Below are 20134 nucleotides of genomic sequence, written 5' to 3' on the forward strand. Positions count from 1 at the left end.
CTTCCCAATGTTGATGTTTATCAAAAAAGATTCGTTTCAAGATGTTTTTTTCCATATACTTAAAATACCACAGTAAGAAACACTCTGGTATAGCCAAATTTTTATACTTTCTTAACTTAGAACAAAAGCGCAAGCGCCCGATTAGAAATGTAGCGACTGGAGCAAGTCAATCGATATAAAGGAATCTATGTGTGCTTGCGAGTCGTTGATAACTTATTGGGTGATTCGTGAAGTCGCCTCGTTTCTGGGCGCTGGGGCTGAACATGACTCAACACTCCATATTTATCCATGTGGGCATATTTTATAATTTCCTAGATAATTAAAAAGCTTGTAGAGAAAAATCACCCTACAAGCTTTTACGAATAACCACAAAACAAATCTCACTAGTTATTTACTTTTCCTTTGTTTTTGTTTACGACTGAGGATAATTACAGCGATAATAAATAATAAAAATACGCCAATAATAAACCCAATAAATAACCAATTATAGCCTGTATCATTTTCTACAGCGAACACTTCTGCTGTCTCTCTGGCTAAACCAATTTTGTATTCTCCCTTATCATTTTCCCGAACAGTATTATCACCAAGATATCCACGTAGCTGTTTTCCTGACTCTAAATCACTTATTGAAACCGCCCTAGAGTGTTCATCATTATTTATTGCAATATACATCGTCTCATCTTGATAGCTCCGTTTAAATACACTCATTGCTCCATCAGAGCCAACCATTTCGAAATCGCCATGCGTTAGAACAGGAAATTTATTACGTAACGATGAGATACGGTTATGAAATTCAGTCAAGTCTGGATCACCGCTATTAAATTTCACCATTTGCTGTGCTTCAGCTAAGCCTGACCCATACATTGGCAATTCGGATCCTTGATACAATACTGGTACACCAGGAATCGTATACATATAAGTTAATGCTAGTGACCATGTCGTAAGAGCGTTTCTTCCGTTCTCTGCTAAAGTCTGCGTGAACCGCTCCGTTGATTTATTATCTACAAATATCATAGACGCTTGATCAGTTTGTTGCCAAGCTCCATATATGTCAGAAACCGGCTTTCCTGCTTCGGCGAATACCTCTGTCATTCTATTATATAACGAGTAATTTTCGATAGCATCCAATAATTTATTTTCTTTTAAATGTGTTATATCTGTTTCAGGGTCGAGAATATCTGCTAGGATATAGAAATCATCGTCCTTTGCTTTAATATTCTTAGAAAGTGTATTCAGGAATTCTGAAGATGCTTGATCAGCCGCATGTAGCTTATAACCATCAATATCGGTTTCATCCATCCAATAATTAGCCACATTCAATAAGTAAGCTTGCACTTCTGGGTTGTTCTGATTAAGTTTTACTGTATTTTTAGACCAATTGGTTTGTGGCTTTTTATTCTCGATTACCCAATCCTTCTTTGCTGTATCCTGTGCAATGGGATGACTATCTGCAATATAATTGGTAACAAGCTCCATAACTACTTTTATGTTTCGTTTATGTGCCTCTTTAATTAGTGTATGTAGATCATCCATCGTACCAAATTGTTCCTCAACAGAATAAAAATCCTCAATCCAGTAACCATGATATCCGTCCGGTGCATTCGCCATAATGGGTGATAGCACCAGTGTTGTATAGCCTAATTCTTCAAAGAAATCGAGTTTGTCTATAATCCCCTTTAGGTCTCCTCCATGATATGCCATTGGATCATCTAAACGGACTTGTTTATCTCGTTCATGGTCCAGATTATTATAGCGATCCACGGTGATACTGTATAAAATCTCTTCGTTTATATTTGCACTTTCTGCTTGTATATCATTTGGCATCGCTACAAGAATAGCAAGGATAGCAAAAAAAATACTTAGGATACGTTTCATATAATTCCTCCATCTAGTAAAAGTACTCTTGTTCTATTATTGAGCTTTTATCGGAATAGTCAATATTAATCCTTACATTGTAAGAAATCATTCAAATTTTTAACCCCTCCATAGTCAGCTATAATGATAGCATAATAACCTGTTGTCGAGCTATGATAACCAACACGTTGTCAAAACAGAACAAAAGCGCAAGAGCCCGATTAGAAACGTAACGACTGAAGCGAGTCAACGGAGATAAAGGAATCACGGTGAGCTTGCGAGCCGATGATGACTTAGATTAGGGCGATTCGTGAAGACGCATCGTTTCTGGGCGTTGGAGCTGGACGTGACTTAATACGTATATTTATCCATAGGCTCAAATTTTGTAATTTCCTAGGCTATAAAAAAAGATTGCCCCAAACATAAGGACAATCTTTCTATACTTATACAGACATAGGGAGTCTAAAGAATCCCAATACAAGTACAATAATAACGGCAATCACAAATTGGATCCACAAACCTTTAAGTGACTTCTGCTTTCTTAACTTCACAAGCATCATTTCCATCACAGCAATAATCCAAACTCCAGCAAGTCCCTTAATGATTGCTTCAGGTAGTAATGGACTGCCATTAAAATAATACGCAATTAAATCTCCACCGGTATAAAGTATAAACAAATAGTCTAATCGCAAAATCATTTGTGTAATTTTTGCAGGCTTTTCCTTACCTTGTTTTAACATCATGTAAGCTAGAGCAAATAAAATAAAACCAAGCGCCCATGCAGTAATATGCATATGTGTCATCTCTAAACAACCTCCTGTCCAAATTCAATGACTATCGCTATCATACCATGATCACTTTAATAAATCATATAAAAAAATCATGACAAATTTTCTGTATCTATTCAGCAAGAAAAACTGTTATACTATTTTTGTAGATTATTTTTAAAATTCGGAGGGATCATATGGTACAAACGAGTCAGGAAATAATTGATCAGACACAGGAATATGGTGCGAAAAACTATCATCCTCTACCTGTTGTTATTGCAAAGGCTGAAGGAGTTTGGGTAGAAGATCCAGAAGGAAACCGCTATATGGACATGCTGAGTGCTTATTCAGCAGTAAACCAAGGACATCGTCACCCCAAAATTATTGAAGCCTTAAAAAAACAAGCTGATGCTGTAACATTAACCTCAAGAGCTTTCCACAATGATCAGCTTGGACCTTGGTACGAAAAAATATGTAAACTAACTAATAAAGAAATGGCCCTGCCAATGAATACAGGGGCTGAAGCTGTTGAAACAGCGATCAAAGCAGCTAGAAGATGGGCTTATGATGTAAAAGGTGTTGCAGAAGATAAAGCAGAAATCATTGCTTGTGAAGGAAATTTTCATGGAAGAACAATGACTGCTGTATCCCTTTCTTCAGAAGCTGAATACAAACGTGGATTTGGACCAATGCTGCCAGGAATTAAAATCATTCCTTATGGTGACATTGATGCATTAAAAAATGCTATTACAGAGAACACAGCGGGCTTTTTATTTGAACCGATTCAAGGTGAAGCTGGAATTGTAATGCCTCCAGAAGGATTCTTAAAGGAAGCTTATGCTATATGTAAGGAAAATAAGGTTTTGTATATCGCTGATGAAATACAAGCCGGACTTGCACGTAGTGGAAAAATGTTCGCTTGTGATTGGGAAGATGTAACTCCAGATGTTCTAATTCTCGGAAAAGCCTTAGGAGGAGGCGTATTTCCAATCTCCTGTGTCGTCGCTAATAAAGATATCTTGGGTGTATTTAACCCTGGATCACACGGTTCAACCTTTGGTGGAAATCCACTAGCTTGTGCAGTTTCCACAGCATCTTTAGAAGTACTAGAGGAAGAAAATTTGGCAGAACGCTCGTTAGAGCTTGGGAGCTATATGATGGCTGAACTCAATACAATTGATAATCCCAAAATAAAAGAAGTACGTGGTAAAGGTCTATTTATTGGTATGGAGTTAACAGAGGCCGCTCGCCCGTATTGTGAAGCGTTAAAAGAAAAGGGATTACTATGTAAAGAAACTCATGACAATGTAATACGCTTTGCTCCTCCACTTATTATTGATAAAACAGATCTCGATTGGGCTATTAGTCATATCCGTGAAGTGTTTAACGGTTAAGTACGAATTTTTATAATGTATACAGAAAGGCTGTCCCATAAGTCAAGCTAGACTTGTGAACAGCCTTTTTAATAGCTTTATTGCAGACTGCAGCAGTAATTCACAGCCACAGATGAAATAAATTACGTTTCTCACAATTCGTACAGATAGAAAGTAGTTTCAGTCAAATCCATGATAGTTATGGAGATGTCTTCTTGAGTCATGAAAATGGAAAACGTAGAAAGTTTGCTGACTGCCCTAACTTTCTGTAGTTTATCATTAACCTGCATCAAATTCATGATTTAAAATGGAATATAATTTTAAATCATAATGTATTCCGTTTACTTGCATGGCCATTCTCATTATTCCTTCAAAGGTCATTCCTACCTTTTCCATTACTCTTTCAGACGCAAGATTTTCTCGAAAACATCTTGCTTGGATACGTACTAAATTCATCTCTGTAAATCCATATGCTATCACTCTCATTGCAGCTTCTGTCATCATTCCTCTTCCCCAATAGTCTCTAGAAATGATATACGCTATTTCTGCCGTACGATGTTTTTTCTTCCATGATACAAAATTAATCGTTCCTATTAAATGATGTGTTTGTTTATCTTGAATTCCCCAGAAGACATAATTATTTCCTTTGTACTGATTTAATATTAGATTAAGAAATATATGGGTATCGGCCATCGATTGATGGGCATCCCAATTCACATATTTAGCTACTTCTTTATCGGAGCAATAAGCAAACATATCCGCAGCATCATCGATGGTAACCCTTCGTAATCGCATTCGCTCTGTTTCAAGTGTTGGAAAGTTATCTTTTGGAACTCGCATCACTTCTCCCCCATTCACCCTTGATTTTTCCTACGAAGATACTGTTTCTGATTATAGGTCAAGCTACGCCATATCCATTCTAATGGACCAAACCGAAAATGAATAAACCACCATTTACTATATATGATCTGTAAGAAATAAATGACAATAACCATAAGTACTCCAATTAATGGTGATATAGCTCCATATAGACCAAATCCAACCCCATAAAATAAGACAAAACATATGACAGATTGTGTAATATAATTGGTTAATGCCATTCTGCCTACATAAACTAATGGTTGGAGTATTGCAGCGCCCACCTTGGTTTGAGCTAACAGTGTAATCGATGTTAAATAAAATAGTGCTGAAAATGAGCCACCTATATTATCTTGAATCATCGAAAACCATGTCGGATTCCCAAACAAATAGGGAGCTAGCTTTAAGAGAATGAAGAGAATCAAGGAACTAAACCAAAGCCTTTTAATAATAGAATGATATTGCTTCGGTTTATGTAGCCAGCGTTTCCGTGCAATGTACATTCCAAATAGAAATAAAGGTAAAATGGTTGCAATCATTATGAAAAAAACAATTCCTCCATTACCATACATCCAATCTTGAAAGTTTTGATACCAAATGGCTTGAATAGTGGTACTTTGATAATTTTCAAGCGCTTGATTTATCATTACATCGTCATATTCATTAAGAAAATGCCTCGCATTATACAAAAATAGTGTTAACATACTAACACTTCCAACTAACAGAGTAACTCCCCAGCCAAGTAGCGTCCGATCTTTCACATCCAAGAATAAAAGTAAAAACAACCCAATTATTCCATACGACAATAAAATATCACCATGCCATATTAAAAACGCATGAATTATTCCAAATCCAATTAAAACCATGAGCCTGCGAATTAGAATCGGATAAAAGGCAATTCCTTTTACAAATAGCCCTTCCTTCATTAACTGAATGCCAAAGCCAAACAAAATTGAAAATAATGAATAGAAGCTTGCTTGAAAAAATATGTCGATAATACCTTGAACCGTATGATCCAAACTAGATGGCCACGCTACCCCTTCTCCTCCATACAAAAAATAAGGTGCACTGAAGGCGCCAATATTCACAATAAATATACCAAAAATAGCGAAGCCTCTAGCTGCATCAATCCAAACCAACCGATCTTTTTCACGAGTCGGTGTTGCCTTTATATCCATCATATACTCCCTTTCTGCTTCGTACCTCATATTATTCGATAAAAAACAAAACAATCCTGCTAAAGATCCTCAACAAAATAGAAGATTTTCATAAGCTAACAGTAAAGGAGGAGTCCAAATGCCAGCAAAAGTCGGAGCAGTCAAAGTAATTAATATATCTTCCTCCAGTATTTTTAATATTGGCGATGTGTATTCCATATCCCCAGACAGTACTGCCAAAACCTATGCTGGTGGAGGGTCTTTCAATACTGGAAGAGGTATTCGTGTAAACTTGGGGAATTCTAAAACCTATGTTTTTGATCCCGACAATTTTGATCAACCTATAATCTCGGAGGAATAAAGATGAATATCACTGTCCATCAATCCATTAGTATTTATATGATAAAAGTCGGTGCTATTACCAATTCTTCTGTATTGCAAATTGGAAGCACTGGCAGTCTACAAGCCCAATCCGATATATACAATACAGGCGGATTTACAGAAGCTGTTGAGGAGGCAGAAGCAATTAGTGAGACTACTCCTCTTGTACCTTTAGCCCCTTAATTCGCACATTTTTGTAGGTAATGCATAAACTAAGCATAGGCATTCGTCTACACTGTGCAAGGGGGGTTTATTTTCATGAACAATAATGATTGGTCAAAATATATTTATGATTTACATGAACATATGAAGCAGCAGGAGAATCTAATCCAAACATTAATGTCGAGAGTAAACCAATTGGAGGATAGTTTGCAAGCTGCTAAATCTAATAAGATTGAAAAGGTGGAATATCACTTCGACCAACTGAAGATTGAGCATTTAGACGGTACGCTTCATATCGGTTTATCCCCACAGGACTTAGCAAACCTTGAAGATACGGGTTTCCCAAACCAGCCTGACATACCAAATTATCAGCCACCACTTAAACAAACCTTACAATCAGAATTAGGAAATTATCTCCATGAAACCGGTCCCTCTATTATTCGTCAGCTCGCAAGAGAGCACAGTGTAAATTTAAACGATGGATATCCCTCCGTTCTTATACAAGATATAGAAAAACAGTTGCCTGGACGGATTGCCTTTCATGAAAATGAGGCAACACAAAATGGTAACCTTAAATCAAGAGAGGAATTGCATGCTTATATATCAGATAACATTAAAAGTGAAATTCAAAAATCGCTAGCTCATTTTATGCATACCAAAAAGAATAAAGGAGAATCATCATGAACATGGAAGTCCATAACTGGGGACTAAATGTTGAAAATGTTAATGTAGATAACGTATCTGCCTCATCCGTTTTTTTGATTGGGGACAACGATGAGATATGTCTTTCATCTTTTTTTGATACACCACCAGAGGCCTTTACTTTTGGAAATATTGTACCATTAGCCCCATAAGGAGAGAATAACTCGTGCAAAAACGAATCGCTCATGTATCCGATATGTTTACCAATTCTGTTTCCTTTAGTGGCGTTGTTTCAATTGGAGACACATTCAATGCCAATTTAAATTCCAAAGGGATTGCGGTACAAAAAGAGGGAGATTACTTCACAAAAGCAGATGAGGAATACTTTGAGGATTATCCGATTTTCACCAGAAAAGCAAACTGGCTGAAAGATGGGAAAACCGTAAATAAATCTACTTTTCATCACGACTGTTCTATTAATGTCCACCATGTTTCTTTAATTGGAGTTAGTAGTTCCTCCTTAATGCAAATCGGGAGCGTGGAAAATATAGCTGCAGATGCACGATTAAAGCATTTCCGAAAGCTCCAAGATTAAATAAGACACCAATCCTTGTTCCATCTCATAGACTGTTTTAAGAATACTATGATAGAAGGTGTTAGCATGCCCGCTATTGTTGGACCAGTAAAAATAATTAGTGTTGGCGGAGGTGTGGTTAACTTTGGTGATTCCTTTTATTTATCTCCAAAGGATACTGCAAAAACTAACGCTGGTTCTGGCTCACTTAATACAGGTGACTTCATCTGTACGAATAACGGCGTCAGTACAACCAATCCGTTTGACCCTGATTTAAACGATCAAAACATTACGGCAAACGCATAAACATTATGAAATAAGCTTGTGGAATCCTTAGTGGTTCTACAAGCTTATTATTGAGCCTTTGCTCCCACACTATATTTCGGCGGGAGTGTAAAGGATGGTTTCGTCTTTAAAAAGAGCCGTTTTAGTATGTCGCACCCCCTTGTACATAACAAAACAGAATTTTGCTTTACTCTACTATTAGCCTAGCTTTTTAATTCCTGTGGCACTTCAACAAGTTGATTTTTCGCAAAGAAATACAAATATGTTTCCTTTACAGGCTGTTTCCAAATCGTTTCAACAGCATATCGATAAAGCTTCATTTGCGTAAAATAACGGTGTAGCATTTTTTCCTTGACTTGCTCTGTCCATTCAGCATTAATGGCATCCGTTTTATAATCGATCATTATCCAACCATCTTCTTTTGGAATAAGACAATCGATTACCCCTTGTATTAGCACATTTTCTTCTGGTGCGTGCCATGTTGTATAAACTTCACTTGCTGGCAATGCAAGACTAAATGGTACCTCGCGATAGAATTTAGGTACACCCATGATAAATGCAGCAATCGGTGTATGATAAAATTGCTCAATTGCATGGATGTCAATCTGGCCTGCTTCTTGTCTTCCTATAATCTCTTTTTCTATCATTTTTTCAATTTCTTCCTCTATTTGCAAACCATTTAATACTCGTTTAATAGGTAAATGCTGCATGACTGTGTGCATTGCAGTTCCTTTTTCAGCTGAAATCATTGATTTTTCCTTTTGCATAAATACTGGTCGTTTAACAATCGGCTTTTGAAATGTAGCTACAAGCTGATCAGAACTATATTCATCCTTTATTTCCTGTTGCCTTTTAATTTCAGTTACTGTTTGTTTTGCCCTTGAGGTCGCAGCCTCTCGATAGGGATACGTAAATTGCAAACGTTGATCAACGATATATTTGAGTTCATTATCTGTTAAATCCAACGGCTTCCATTTAGAAATGTGCTCATATAATTGCACATCATTGTCCTTATTAGGTTCCGTATTATTGACCAGCTCACTTCCATGAATAATGGTCACATCCCAATGTGACGGATCATGCTCTATCGTTTCATTCGACATTTTTGAGGTATCGCCTAATCGTAACATTTCGCAGTCACGATGACGTAAGAGCGCTGGACCAACCCAATCCAGATAGGTTTTTGATTCGATGCGGAAGTACGAAGGAAGTACCCATTCATGATGCTCCCTTATTTTCTCCCATTTCTCTATTTTTTTCTCTAAAGATGGTACACTCCCTATCATGACAAGTTTTTCTTTTGCGCGAGTTAATGCAACATAAAGTACACGCATTTCCTCTGCGAGCTGCTCCCTCAATTTTTCACGCTTTAACGCTTGATAATACAGTGTTGGATAGCTAATTCGCTTAACTGGGTCGATGTATTTACTGGCAAAACCATAATCCTTATGCAATAAGTATTTCTGATTTAAATCCATCAAATTAAATTGTTTATCCATCCCCCCTAAAAGCACTACAGGGAATTCAAGTCCCTTACTTTTATGAATCGTCATAATACGTACAACGTCCTCTTGTTCACTCAGAGCCCTTGCTGCTCCAAGGTCATCCCCTCGTTCTTCCATTCGCTCGATAAAGCGTAGGAATCGAAATAATCCACGAAATGACGTTTTTTCATACGTTCGCGCTCGATCATAGAGAGCTCGGAGATTCGCCTGTCGTTGTCTGCCTCCTGGCATACCTCCAACAAAGTCGTAATACCCTGTTTCTCGAAAAATCTGCCAAATCAACTCAGATAAAGAACCTTGCCTAGATGCTAAACGGTATCTTTCCCGATTGTCAACAAAACGTTGAAGCCTTTTTGCAGTTTCATTTGTATGCTGCTTAACATAGTTTTTTAATGCATCATAAAACGAAAGATTCTTTCCTGCTAATCGAATTGCTGCCAATTCTTCTTCATTTAAACCAACTATTGGTGAACGTAATACTGACGCTAATGGGATGTCCTGTCTCGGATTATCAATCACTTTTAAAAGGCTAATCATTACCTTTATTTCAATTGCTTCAAAATAACCTGTTGATAATTCTGCATATACAGGAATACCTTGTTTTTTCAACTCATCTGTAATAGCCGGAGCCCATGTCATCGACCGAAGCAGAATGACAACATCCCGATATTGCATATCCCTTTGGGCGTTTGTTTCCTTATCAACCACTTGCAAAGGTGCTTGATCTGCTTGACCAATCCAATTTTTAATTTTTTTAGCATATACTCTAGCTTCAAGCTCTGCCTTTTCCAAATCTCGGAAGTCCACTTCCTCCATACTTTCTTCTTGTTCATCAATATGGCGATCTATAATTACCAACTCTGGATTTGGCTGACTATAAGGATATTCATCATACATTTTATTGCCATAAATTAGCTCCGCATTTTCATCATAGTTTATTTCACCAAGAGCTTCATCGATAATTTGTCGAAAGATATAATTCGTTCCAGTTAAAACTTGCTCTCTACTTCTAAAGTTTCTGGCTAAATCAATGCGTTTTCCCGAATTAGTATTAGCAGCAAATCGTTTATACTTACCAATAAACAAAGACGGCTCCGCATGTCGAAAACGGTAAATACTTTGCTTTACATCTCCTACCATAAATCGATTTCCCTTACCAATTTGATCACTTAATAAATGTAGAATGGTCTCTTGTACTAGGTTAGTATCCTGATATTCATCGATGAGTAATTCAGAAAATCGTCGTTGAAATCCAACTGCCACTTTTGATGGTGTTGGTGACTCGGTTGAATCATCTTCATTTAATAACTGTAAGCAATAATGTTCGAGGTCCGTGAAATCTACCATTGCTCGCTCCCGCTTCTCTTTTGTAAAGCGTTGTTTAAATTCCTTCACTAACTCCGTCAATTGTTTAATTACTGGCGCCATTTCACGCATATCTTCTAAATGACTAGCTAAATCTCTACTAAACCAGTCCTGCTTCATATCATTCCAACGTTTTTTATAGCTATTTCTTAGCTTTTGAACATGCTTTTTTTTCTCCTCATTTACTTCAACACGTTGACTCGATAGTTTTGAAAATGTGTAGTCTTTCATGAAATTATAAAGTTGATTCCAATCACCTTGAACTCGTTTAACTTCCTGCAACATAGCTATATCTTCTTCTATCGTATTCGCATACTGGTACGGTCCGTCATTTTCTTTTGTTATATTCATAGCAAGTAGCATTTCTTGCTGAATAGCTTCAAACTTCCCTTCCACCTCACGCTTAAGTATATTTAACCAATAAAGATCTATTTGCTCATCATTTTCTGATACATCATACGCATTTGCTAATTGATCTAGCCAGTGATCAGGCCAAGGATTCTGTACAGCAAACGAATAGAGAGAAAGGATTAAGTCTTCTACTTCAGCATCACTACGGTCACTCGAAAAACGATCTACGACTTGAAAAAATAATGCCTGGTCAGCGCCATCTGCACCATACCAATCCTCAAACAAATCATCCATTACCTCTTGTTTCATTAAATCTACTTCCATTTCATTAGCAATGCGAAATGAAGGATCAATATCTAATAAATATGCATATTGACGTACAACTTCAAGACAAAAGGAATGCAGTGTGGATATCGATGCCCGTTGTAGTAGGGATAATTGTTTCTTTAGATGTTGGGAAGATGGGTCTTCAGCCAAAGCCTTTTCAAGAGCTGCGCCAACTCGCTTACGCATTTCTTGGGCTGCAGCATTTGTAAAGGTTACTACGAGTAGAGAATCGATATCTACTGGGTTCTCTTTATTAAGGAGCTTCTGTATTATTCGTTCAACGAGTACAGCGGTCTTCCCTGAACCTGCTGCCGCTGCAACGAGTACATCGCTCCCACTGGTATATATTGCTTCCTCTTGTTCTTTTGTCCAGCTTACCATGAATCGCCCTCCTCCCTCTGAATACGGTTAAGGATATCTTCATCCTTTAAGTCGGTTAGCTTTCTGTAATCATTCGTTGCTATGGTTGAATCAAACTGACATACAGCATGGAATGGGCAATATGTACATGCAACTTGCTGCTTATGCTGATAAGGGTTTAAATCAACTCCCCCTGTAGTCATATCAATACCAGCTTTAGCCATAAGTCGATGCATATGATTTTGTAAACTAGCGAATGTTTGTTGATCTGCTATTTTGGAATAACTATAAAAGCCACCCTTTTTCTTTACACCTGCAGGAACAATTTGGCTAGCTCCAGAATCTAATGCAGTATCCATCCATTTCACAATTTCTTCGTCTGATAATAGTAATCCTTGCATTTTATATTTCTTAAACAATTCTTCCGCGATGGAGGCATCATCAAGTCTCCCTTTTCCTGTAATCATTGGATTATGGACATGGAAGTATAATACTCCTGCTGGTGTCGCTTGAACCCCTAGCCACTTTTCAGAGTGCGTTAACACCACATCTAAATACGTAAGCATTTGTAGAGCTAAACCATAATAAACTTCCATTAGGTTAAGTCCTTTGGCACTAGACTTATAATCTATAATTCGTAAAAATAGTTCATCATCCTTTATTGCTCTGTCGACACGATCAATTCTACCTCGTAGCATTAACTCAAAACCATTCTCCAACGTAATCGTTAATGGTGGCAGCTTCTGATTTTTACCAAAACCTAATTCTAACCCAACTGGAGAGAAATTACTTTGTCTTGCCTGCTCACTTAATACAAAAGCCGCTCGTGCGATAACTTCTTCCAGCTTTTGTTGAATGTATTTATAACGGTTAGAACTGTGTAGAATCTGATGCTGTAGTACTGGCGCTAAATGGCTTACAGCCTTAGACGCATAATTAGCTGCATCAGACTGGTTCAAGTGTGAAAAATCTCTACCTTCGCTTTGAACCCATTCTGTAATGGTTTTTAACGCTTCATGGAATAATTGCCCAATGTCTGGTGCATCTAACTTGTATGTTCTACGCTCTTCAAGTCCTAAACTGTATTTTGCAAAGTGCTGGTATGAACATCGATAATATGTCTCTAATCGAGAAACACTCGCCTTTACCTGTTTTGGATAAAGCTGTTCGATGGTTTCACTAGACAAGTCGGTAGGTTTATTTTGATAGAATAAACTTTGTAAAATTCGATACGTCGTATGATACTTCTTGTGATGCTCCATATACCAATTCAGTACATACCACCATATGCTCCTAACAGGGTAGCCTTTTTGATATCTAGCTAACTGAGCTGTTAAAGCAGCTCTTGTCTTCGTTGGTGTCGTTATAAATCGACCTGCATCTAATAATTCATCAGGATCCTGCAAAACCAAGTGGTCACTGGAGCTTGGAAATAGATCCTCCATACGCTTAATCAGCTGTGAAGGCATCTTTGCCTTTCCTTCATCATCACTTAAAGGATAACTAATCCACAATCTGTCTCTAGCTACCGTAAATGCTATATACATATAGAACCAATCATCAAGTAATTGGCGCTTGCTACTTTCTGCTAGCTTTAATCCATGACCAGCCAGCATTTCTCTTTCCTGTTCATTTATCAATCCATCAGTTGGTGGTTTCATTGGCCAAACGCCTTCATTTACACCGAGAAGGAAACCACATTTTATTCCACTGATTCGAGAACGATCGATAGAACCAACTATGACATGGTCCATACTTGGCGGAACATGAGCAAACGTTAACGTCTCGAAACCAGCTTCTAATGTTTTTCGAAACGTAGTTAGTGACATTTCCTCTTCTCCAGCCATCTCAACGATTTCATCAAACAATTGAATGACAGCATCCCATACCTGCTCTTGTTCCCTTCCTTTTTCAAGCTCTCCAACATTATCATAATCCGTACGTATTTCCTCTAATCGAACGGGAACTTGTAATTCCTCTAGTAATAAATAAATGGTTTCACATTTTTCCTGAACGGTTGAAGCGTCTCTCATTTGCGTATCGAAGTTTCCTAATGCCTGCGCCACTTGGTTACGATAATGATTTATTCTTGCTTGTGTATCTCTTTCCATATCTGTTTGCGCCATTTGGTCAAATCCTCGAAATCTTTGAAACACCCACTCTTCTTCTCCTAGCCAGCGCTCTCTTGATCTAATTCCATACTCTAGTACATAATTTTCTAATTCATCTATTGCGTCAGGGTTTAGCGGATATTCCTTATTTAAACTTGGAATAAAACCAGTTTTGAGTACGCGAAAAACAGCATCATATCGCCAATTTCCTTCTACCATATCTAATAAAGAACGAATCAATTCAATTAGCGCATGATTCTGCATGGTTCTTTTTTCATCAATAAAAACTGGAATGTCATAATCATTAAAGAGCGTTGCAATTAAATCATGGTACGTATCGGTTTGCCGAATAAACAGCGCAATATCACGATAACGATAGCCCTCTTCCCTAACAAGTCGAACAATCTCTTGAGCTGCTCCTTCTACTTCTGCTCGGGGATGGACTGCTTCTGCAATTTGCAGTGGAACTTGCCCATCATAGTGAGGGACAGGTCGGACATCAAAATTTTTTTCCAAATGTGCAAAGTAAGGCCGATCTCGAAATCTTCCATATTCAGGGTCAAGTTCAACGGTCTCTTCTATCATTACGTCATTCATTTCCGCAGTTTGCTTAAGTGCTTGGTAGGTTTCCGTTGTCTGGTAAAATAAATCCAATTCAGACACAGCGTCCCCCTCTGGCTGCTCCACAGTTAACGCGACAGTTACACGTTTGCATTTTTTCATAAGTGCTTCTACTACCATCATTTCTTTTGGTGTAAACCGATGAAACCCATCAACGTATATCTCTGCTTCATGTAATAATTGCGATTCTTTGATCTTATCAGCAAGTAATTGCAGTTGATCCTCGCCATCTATATATTTATCTTGCAAAGCAAATAGTAATTTTTCATAGATATATACTAAATCCTCAAGCTTATTCGCTAACGCCTCTTCCCCAGGCTCCTTATGTACGTATTGACCAATTTGTTCAATTTGCGCATGCAATAGCTCTGGTGTAATGGTATATCGCTTAAACTCCGTTATCATTGTTTCTAATTGATGTAAAAAACCTTGTTTTTCCATTGCTTTTTGGAAAACATGCCACTCATCTTGTTTTTCTTCTATAATTTTGCGTAGCATCATTTGAATACCAACCGTACTAATAAACTGCTTCGTCCCGCCTCCTGTTTCCTGCAGCACCCTCCAAGCCAGCCTTGAAAAGCTTGCTACTTGAGCACGAATACTCCCGCGAATATCTTTATCATTAAACAGTGTATACTCCTGTTGAAATGTCATTTGATCTGGAACGATATAGAATATAGGTGGACCTTGTGGTTCCTGAATTAATTTGGCTTTCATCTCATCCAATGAACGGCCGCTTTTCCCCGTTCCTGCTCGTCCAGTAATAAAACGGAGTCCCATAATGTTTCCCCCATTTCCTTCTCCAATTTAAAAAGCTCTCATCCTTTTATTTTACCAAAGATGAGAGCTACTACATAACTATTTGCCAAGGCTTAAACTTGCTTGAGAAAGCGGCCAATATTTCACATCTACTTTCCCTACAAGCTGTGTTTGTGAAATAAACCCAAACGATCTGCTGTCCAGACTATTATCACGATTATCGCCCATTACAAATAGTTTTCCTTCTGGAACCTCTGTTTTACCCGTAATTTCTTCTAAGGTAAAGTTTTCGGTGTATGGTTTTCCATTACTTGCCTGAACGAACTCACTTAAAAATCGTTCTTCTACATATTTTCCATTTATATATAAGTTATCGTCCTTATATTTTATTTCATCCCCAGGAACACCTATTACACGTTTTACATAGTCCTCCTGTTTATTAGCGTGAAACACGATGACATCAAAACGATCCACATCCGTTAGATCGTAGACGACTTTATTAACCATTAATAAGTTACCATCGTTTAATGTTGGCTGCATGGATTCTCCGTCTACAACATAACTAGCAAAAATCACAGAACGGAATACCATCGCAACTATGATCCCAAGCAATACAAGTGGAATCACTTTTCGATATTTTATTTTTTTCATGCCAAACCTTCCTCCAGAGTATGTTCTCTTTACATCATACCCTGGAGGACAGTGTCTTAACCCTTTTCAGAGCCTATTTCATCATTTTCAAGCGCCTTTTTCTGCAAACGCTTCTCGATATACTTACCAATAATCCAAAAAAGGACGATGCAACCTCCAACAATTATAGTCTTCACCGGATTTTTAGCAAATTCCATAATACTTGAGCCTACATAAGCAATGGAAAAGATCATCACCGATTTCCCCATAATTACAGCAAGAATAAACTGTTGCTTACTAATTTTCGACAAGCCTGAAACAACATTGATGACAGAGGATGGTGAAAAAGGAAAACACATTAATAAGAAAAGTGGTCCAAATCCATGTCGCTCCAACCAGGTTGTCACTTTCTTTACTTGTTTATTCCCTCGAATCGTTTTAAAAATTCGTTTATTACCAAGCTTGCGAATGACTAAAAATACTAAGACAGCGCCCAGTGCTGACCCTGCCCATGATAATAAAAAGCCTTCAAGCAACCCATATGCCGCTGCATTGGCAAATACAAATACAACCAATGGAAGAAAAGGGAGAAACGCTTCAATGAATGGCAACAATATCCCTGGTAGTGGCCCTAAATTCTCGTAATTATGAAGCAAGTGCATAATATATTCATCGAAATTGTCATTTTCAATCATTGTTTTCCAATCCGAAAGTTGGATGTCTAATAAATACATGTAGTAAAATCTCCTCAATATGTAAATGTCACTTTATCCTATTTTTAAGTCTATCTATTTTTATTTTAATGTAAACATCTAATTATGCATAGTCATATCCTTAATTTGCCACTTTCTTTTCATTTCTAATAGTTACCATTGATTAGTTTATTAATTTTTGCATATACTATGAACAAGAACAAACGTTCTTGTTAAGGAGGGAGATTGTCATGCGCTATCTAAACGAAGAAGAATTAACGATTGCTTCTCGCTTTCTGTTCCTATCGATGGCCATGGTCGTTATACAACAAGACATGCAACATTTCCAAAAAGGAGCGTTTAAAATCACAGAGCATTATATGGGACTTTTGAAAAGAATGGAGGCAGAAGCAGTCAATGAACGCAGAGTGTTACGAAGTACTATGCTTCATAAACAAATAAAGGTCGTTACATTAGAAAAAAATGATTCATTTTCTTCGTATTTATTCCTCTGCCGAGGTCGTGAGGAAAAACGGAATTATTTTAACCCTGCTATTCGAAAAAAAGTCCTAACTATTCTTGAGGAATTAATGGAAAAGGGGCAGTCCGATCAATATGCTTCTGCAAAAACCTAATACGATTATCTAAAAGATAGCGAAACTGCGCAGTTCGTTGAACCTGATTTAGCGCAGAACCATAGGAGATATCAAGAAATACACGCTTGCCATTCTTAAACAGGATTTCTGTACCATAATTAGCTGCTTTAAGAACTTGATCAATATGGGAGTGTGCAATCCATGAACATTTGGAGCTTGAAGGGGATGTAGTCGGGAAGAAATACATGCCACTAATTGGATCAATTGTGATTGGTGCTTTATGTGTAATTCCACAGATATCTTTGGTACCCTCTTGTCGACCTTTTAAACTTGCACCAAAAAACTTACAAGCATGATCGACAATTTTGCTAGGAGAAAAGCTGACTGGATATTCAGCTTCTTCTTCTAATACCATAGTAATGGGGTTATCTTTGGAATCACGTTGGGCAACAAGAGCAACAGTCAGTGGGGTGATTTCTGGTGTAGATGTATACAAATTCAACATTAAAATGCTCATCCTTTCCGAAGAAAAGAAAGTGGCTTATATATTAATTTATCAAAATTATAGAGAAAATGGAAGATAAAAACAATATCTTCACAAAATTCAACGATTGTTTTCTGCATCACCCTCATGTTTTAATTCATAATGCGATGGAGTGGTTTGCTCCTGTTTCTGAGATACATCAAACTCAGGATTTAACCATGTAAAAGTAGCAAGCTCCTTCTCTTCATCTTCGTATAAGTTCATCCCTTATCACCTCTTATCTCTATTCTCTCTCAATTTATACACAACCATACATTATTTGTTCAGTCTTATCCCACAACAAAAAAGAGGCTGGGACAAAACACAACTTCTTTACTCAAAATACGAATAATCATATTATCAATAGGAGTATCATCGCCGCACCGTGAAACTATATTCGTTTTCCGCGGGCACGGCCTCAGCTAACTTTGGTAAAGAAAAACACGTTAATACGTGGATCTTCGGACGCGTGCTGTTACCGCCGGAGTCTCGCTTATTTCAGGTGCTAAATGAATGATTCTGATCAAAAAACGAACGATAATTAATCAAAAATAATCATCGTTCGTTTTCGTTTTTAATTGTTTCTTCATTCTCTTGTCCCAGCCATTTTTTCTTCTCAATTTCGTGTATGCGATCTTAAATTTTTTCGTAATATCTTTCCTGTCGTATTTTTAGGTAATTCCTCAAGAAATTCAACAGTGGAAGGAATTTTATATTTTACTAGATAGGTAGCACAGTATTCCAATAACTCGTCCTCTGTTATAGAAGAATCATTAACCACAACGAAGCTGCATACAGCCTCTCCAGTTTGACTATCGGGAACACCGATAACAGCAACCTCGGAAACACCTGGATGGGCGTATAAAACCTCTTCCACTTCTCTTGGATATACATTATACCCACCCACAAGAATCATGTCTTTTTTCCTATCAACGATATAGAAGTACCCTTCATCATCCATTCGAGCCATATCTCCTGTATAAAGCCAACCATCCTTTAAAGCAATTGCCGATTCTTCCGGCATTTTATAATAGCCTAGCATAACGTTTGGTCCACGAACAACAAGTTCGCCTACTTCTCCCACCTGTACTTCTTCGCCAAACTCATCAACTACTTTGTTTTCCACGTGAAGGATACTTCTACCAATAGATCCTGGTTTGCGCGGACGATCCAATGGGTTAAAACAAGTTACTGGTGAGGCCTCAGATAACCCGTACCCTTCTGAAACCTTCACATGGAAGATCTCCTCAAAGGACTTTAAAAGAGCCACAGGCATAGATGCGCCGCCAGAAATACATAAACGAATCGTAGAAAAATGATCTACCATCTCTTTCCCACTTCGTACCAAGTAATTATACATTGTAGGTACACCAGCGAAAATCGTGGCTTGATATTGTTTACTAACTTGAAACACATCCGTAGGTGAAAATTTAGGCAAAATCAGTACTGTTCCACCATTCATTAATGGAGCGTTCAACGAAACCGTTAAACAAAAAACGTGAAACATAGGTAATGCAGCAATCACACGGTCTTGATTATTTATTGTTAAATAATCTGCTGTATCTTTTGCATTAGAATATAAGTTTTTATGTGAGAGCATCGCTCCCTTAGGTGTTCCTGTCGTTCCAGAGGTATATAGGATAATAGCCAAATCCTCTTGATCCAAAGAAGGGTCTATAAAGCTTGTTTCTCCAAGAGCTAAAATTTCAGTAAATGCTTTTGTTTTTTCTTGAAGAAAGAGTGGTGATGATACGTTTTTCTCGGAGTCGCAGACTATGTAATGATTAATCGCAGGTAATTGATCATCGATTGCATGAAACTTTTCCAATAATACATCCATTGTAATAACAGCCTTGACATCTCCATTCTTCACTATATATGTCATTTCACTTGATGTATATAAAGGATTAATTGGAATAATAACTAGACCAAGTCGTAACGCGCCATACAGACCAATGACATAATAAGGACTATTACCAACAACTAAGGCAACATGATCTCCTTTCTTGTATCCTAAGGATGCTAGGCCAGAGGCAAATAGCGAAACAGCATGATTCAGTTCAAAATAAGACGTTTCTTTATGTTGAAACACATATGCCGTCTTGTCAGGATACTTTTTTGCAGTAACAGCTAATTGTTCACTTAAATTCACTGCTAATCCTCCTCATGCATAATGAATGAATAATCATTCATTATGCAGCATTTTTTAATAGAAGAATACTTCCCATTACTTTGGCTATT

19 protein-coding genes are annotated in these 20134 nt (G+C 37.5%); 8 read left to right on the forward strand and 11 right to left on the reverse strand.

Annotated elements, in window-relative coordinates; genetic code table 11:
• Positions 1-387: 387 nt before the first annotated feature.
• Positions 388-1875: an alpha-amylase family glycosyl hydrolase gene (locus Q1A47_RS10810; RefSeq protein WP_121604873.1), complete on the reverse strand. Its 1488-nt coding sequence runs from the start codon at positions 1873-1875 to the stop codon at positions 388-390.
• A 422-nt stretch (positions 1876-2297) separates the two neighbouring features.
• On the reverse strand, positions 2298-2657 hold the full coding sequence (locus Q1A47_RS10815) for a YisL family protein (RefSeq protein WP_166530696.1): 360 nt from the start codon (positions 2655-2657) through the stop codon (positions 2298-2300).
• A gap of 161 nt (positions 2658-2818) precedes the next feature.
• Here Q1A47_RS10815 and Q1A47_RS10820 point away from each other — a divergent pair, with 161 nt between their 5' ends.
• A complete protein-coding gene (locus Q1A47_RS10820) occupies positions 2819-4015 on the forward strand; it encodes an ornithine--oxo-acid transaminase (RefSeq protein ID WP_026680622.1) in 1197 nt (398 codons plus the stop codon).
• Positions 4016-4273: 258 nt separating this feature from the next.
• Here the strand turns inward: Q1A47_RS10820 and Q1A47_RS10825 are convergent, their stop codons facing one another.
• Together Q1A47_RS10825 and Q1A47_RS10830 are read right to left on the reverse strand one after the other, a co-directional pair.
• Positions 4274-4834, reverse strand: a complete 561-nt coding sequence (locus Q1A47_RS10825) for a GNAT family N-acetyltransferase (protein WP_026680621.1) — start codon at positions 4832-4834, stop codon at positions 4274-4276.
• A gap of 14 nt (positions 4835-4848) precedes the next feature.
• Entirely contained in the window at positions 4849-6060 is a 1212-nt protein-coding gene (locus Q1A47_RS10830; RefSeq protein WP_226983498.1) for a DUF418 domain-containing protein, read from the reverse strand.
• Between the two features lie 88 nt (positions 6061-6148).
• Between Q1A47_RS10830 and Q1A47_RS10835 the strand changes: the two genes are divergently transcribed.
• The 6 genes from Q1A47_RS10835 (at position 6149) to Q1A47_RS10860 (ending at position 8074) form a co-directional block, all read left to right on the forward strand.
• Positions 6149-6370: a spore germination protein gene (locus tag Q1A47_RS10835; RefSeq protein ID WP_026680619.1), complete on the forward strand. Its 222-nt coding sequence runs from the start codon at positions 6149-6151 to the stop codon at positions 6368-6370.
• Positions 6371-6372: 2 nt separating this feature from the next.
• Positions 6373-6573 (forward strand): spore germination protein GerPB, encoded by a 201-nt coding sequence (locus tag Q1A47_RS10840; protein ID WP_026680618.1) that lies wholly within the window; start codon positions 6373-6375, stop codon positions 6571-6573.
• 75 nt (positions 6574-6648) lie between these two features.
• A complete protein-coding gene (gerPC, locus tag Q1A47_RS10845) occupies positions 6649-7236 on the forward strand; it encodes a spore germination protein GerPC (RefSeq protein WP_026680617.1) in 588 nt (195 codons plus the stop codon).
• Positions 7233-7406, forward strand: coding sequence for a hypothetical protein (locus Q1A47_RS10850; protein ID WP_026680616.1), 174 nt, complete (start codon positions 7233-7235; stop codon positions 7404-7406). Before gerPC ends, Q1A47_RS10850 begins: the two co-directional genes overlap by 4 nt.
• Positions 7407-7420: 14 nt before the next feature.
• Positions 7421-7789 (forward strand): spore germination protein GerPE, encoded by a 369-nt coding sequence (locus Q1A47_RS10855; RefSeq protein ID WP_026680615.1) that lies wholly within the window; start codon positions 7421-7423, stop codon positions 7787-7789.
• A gap of 66 nt (positions 7790-7855) precedes the next feature.
• Positions 7856-8074, forward strand: coding sequence for a spore germination protein (locus tag Q1A47_RS10860; protein WP_026680614.1), 219 nt, complete (start codon positions 7856-7858; stop codon positions 8072-8074).
• A 182-nt stretch (positions 8075-8256) separates the two neighbouring features.
• Here Q1A47_RS10860 and addA read toward each other — a convergent pair whose 3' ends face one another.
• The 4 genes from addA to Q1A47_RS10880 form a co-directional block, all read right to left on the reverse strand.
• On the reverse strand, positions 8257-11982 hold the full coding sequence (gene addA, locus Q1A47_RS10865) for a helicase-exonuclease AddAB subunit AddA (RefSeq protein ID WP_121604872.1): 3726 nt from the start codon (positions 11980-11982) through the stop codon (positions 8257-8259).
• Positions 11976-15473, reverse strand: a complete 3498-nt coding sequence (addB, locus tag Q1A47_RS10870) for a helicase-exonuclease AddAB subunit AddB (protein ID WP_121604871.1) — start codon at positions 15471-15473, stop codon at positions 11976-11978. Before addB ends, addA begins: the two co-directional genes overlap by 7 nt.
• A 78-nt stretch (positions 15474-15551) precedes the next feature.
• Positions 15552-16103 carry a signal peptidase I gene (gene lepB / locus Q1A47_RS10875; RefSeq protein ID WP_121604870.1) on the reverse strand — a complete coding sequence of 184 codons (552 nt, stop codon included), beginning with the start codon at positions 16101-16103 and terminating at the stop codon, positions 15552-15554.
• 56 nt (positions 16104-16159) lie between these two features.
• The gene (locus tag Q1A47_RS10880) at positions 16160-16816 is read right to left on the reverse strand and encodes a TVP38/TMEM64 family protein (protein ID WP_121604869.1); all 657 of its coding nucleotides are present in this window, start codon (positions 16814-16816) and stop codon (positions 16160-16162) included.
• A gap of 209 nt (positions 16817-17025) precedes the next feature.
• On the opposite strand from Q1A47_RS10880, the gene Q1A47_RS10885 reads away from it, so the two are divergent.
• The gene (locus tag Q1A47_RS10885; protein ID WP_121604868.1) at positions 17026-17409 is read left to right on the forward strand and encodes a hypothetical protein; all 384 of its coding nucleotides are present in this window, start codon (positions 17026-17028) and stop codon (positions 17407-17409) included.
• Here Q1A47_RS10885 and Q1A47_RS10890 read toward each other — a convergent pair.
• The 3 genes from Q1A47_RS10890 to Q1A47_RS10900 form a co-directional block, all read right to left on the reverse strand.
• Positions 17348-17875: a competence protein ComK gene (locus Q1A47_RS10890; protein ID WP_121604867.1), complete on the reverse strand. Its 528-nt coding sequence runs from the start codon at positions 17873-17875 to the stop codon at positions 17348-17350. The genes Q1A47_RS10885 and Q1A47_RS10890 overlap by 62 nt on opposite strands.
• Before the next feature lie 99 nt (positions 17876-17974).
• Positions 17975-18118, reverse strand: a complete 144-nt coding sequence (locus Q1A47_RS10895; protein WP_161629266.1) for a hypothetical protein — start codon at positions 18116-18118, stop codon at positions 17975-17977.
• A gap of 391 nt (positions 18119-18509) precedes the next feature.
• A complete protein-coding gene (locus Q1A47_RS10900) occupies positions 18510-20045 on the reverse strand; it encodes a fatty acid--CoA ligase family protein (protein WP_026680609.1) in 1536 nt (511 codons plus the stop codon).
• Between the last annotated feature and the right edge of the window lie 89 nt (positions 20046-20134).

It is taken from the genome of uncultured Virgibacillus sp. (genome assembly GCF_947495635.1).
Classification (GTDB): domain Bacteria; phylum Bacillota; class Bacilli; order Bacillales; family Amphibacillaceae; genus Virgibacillus; species Virgibacillus salarius.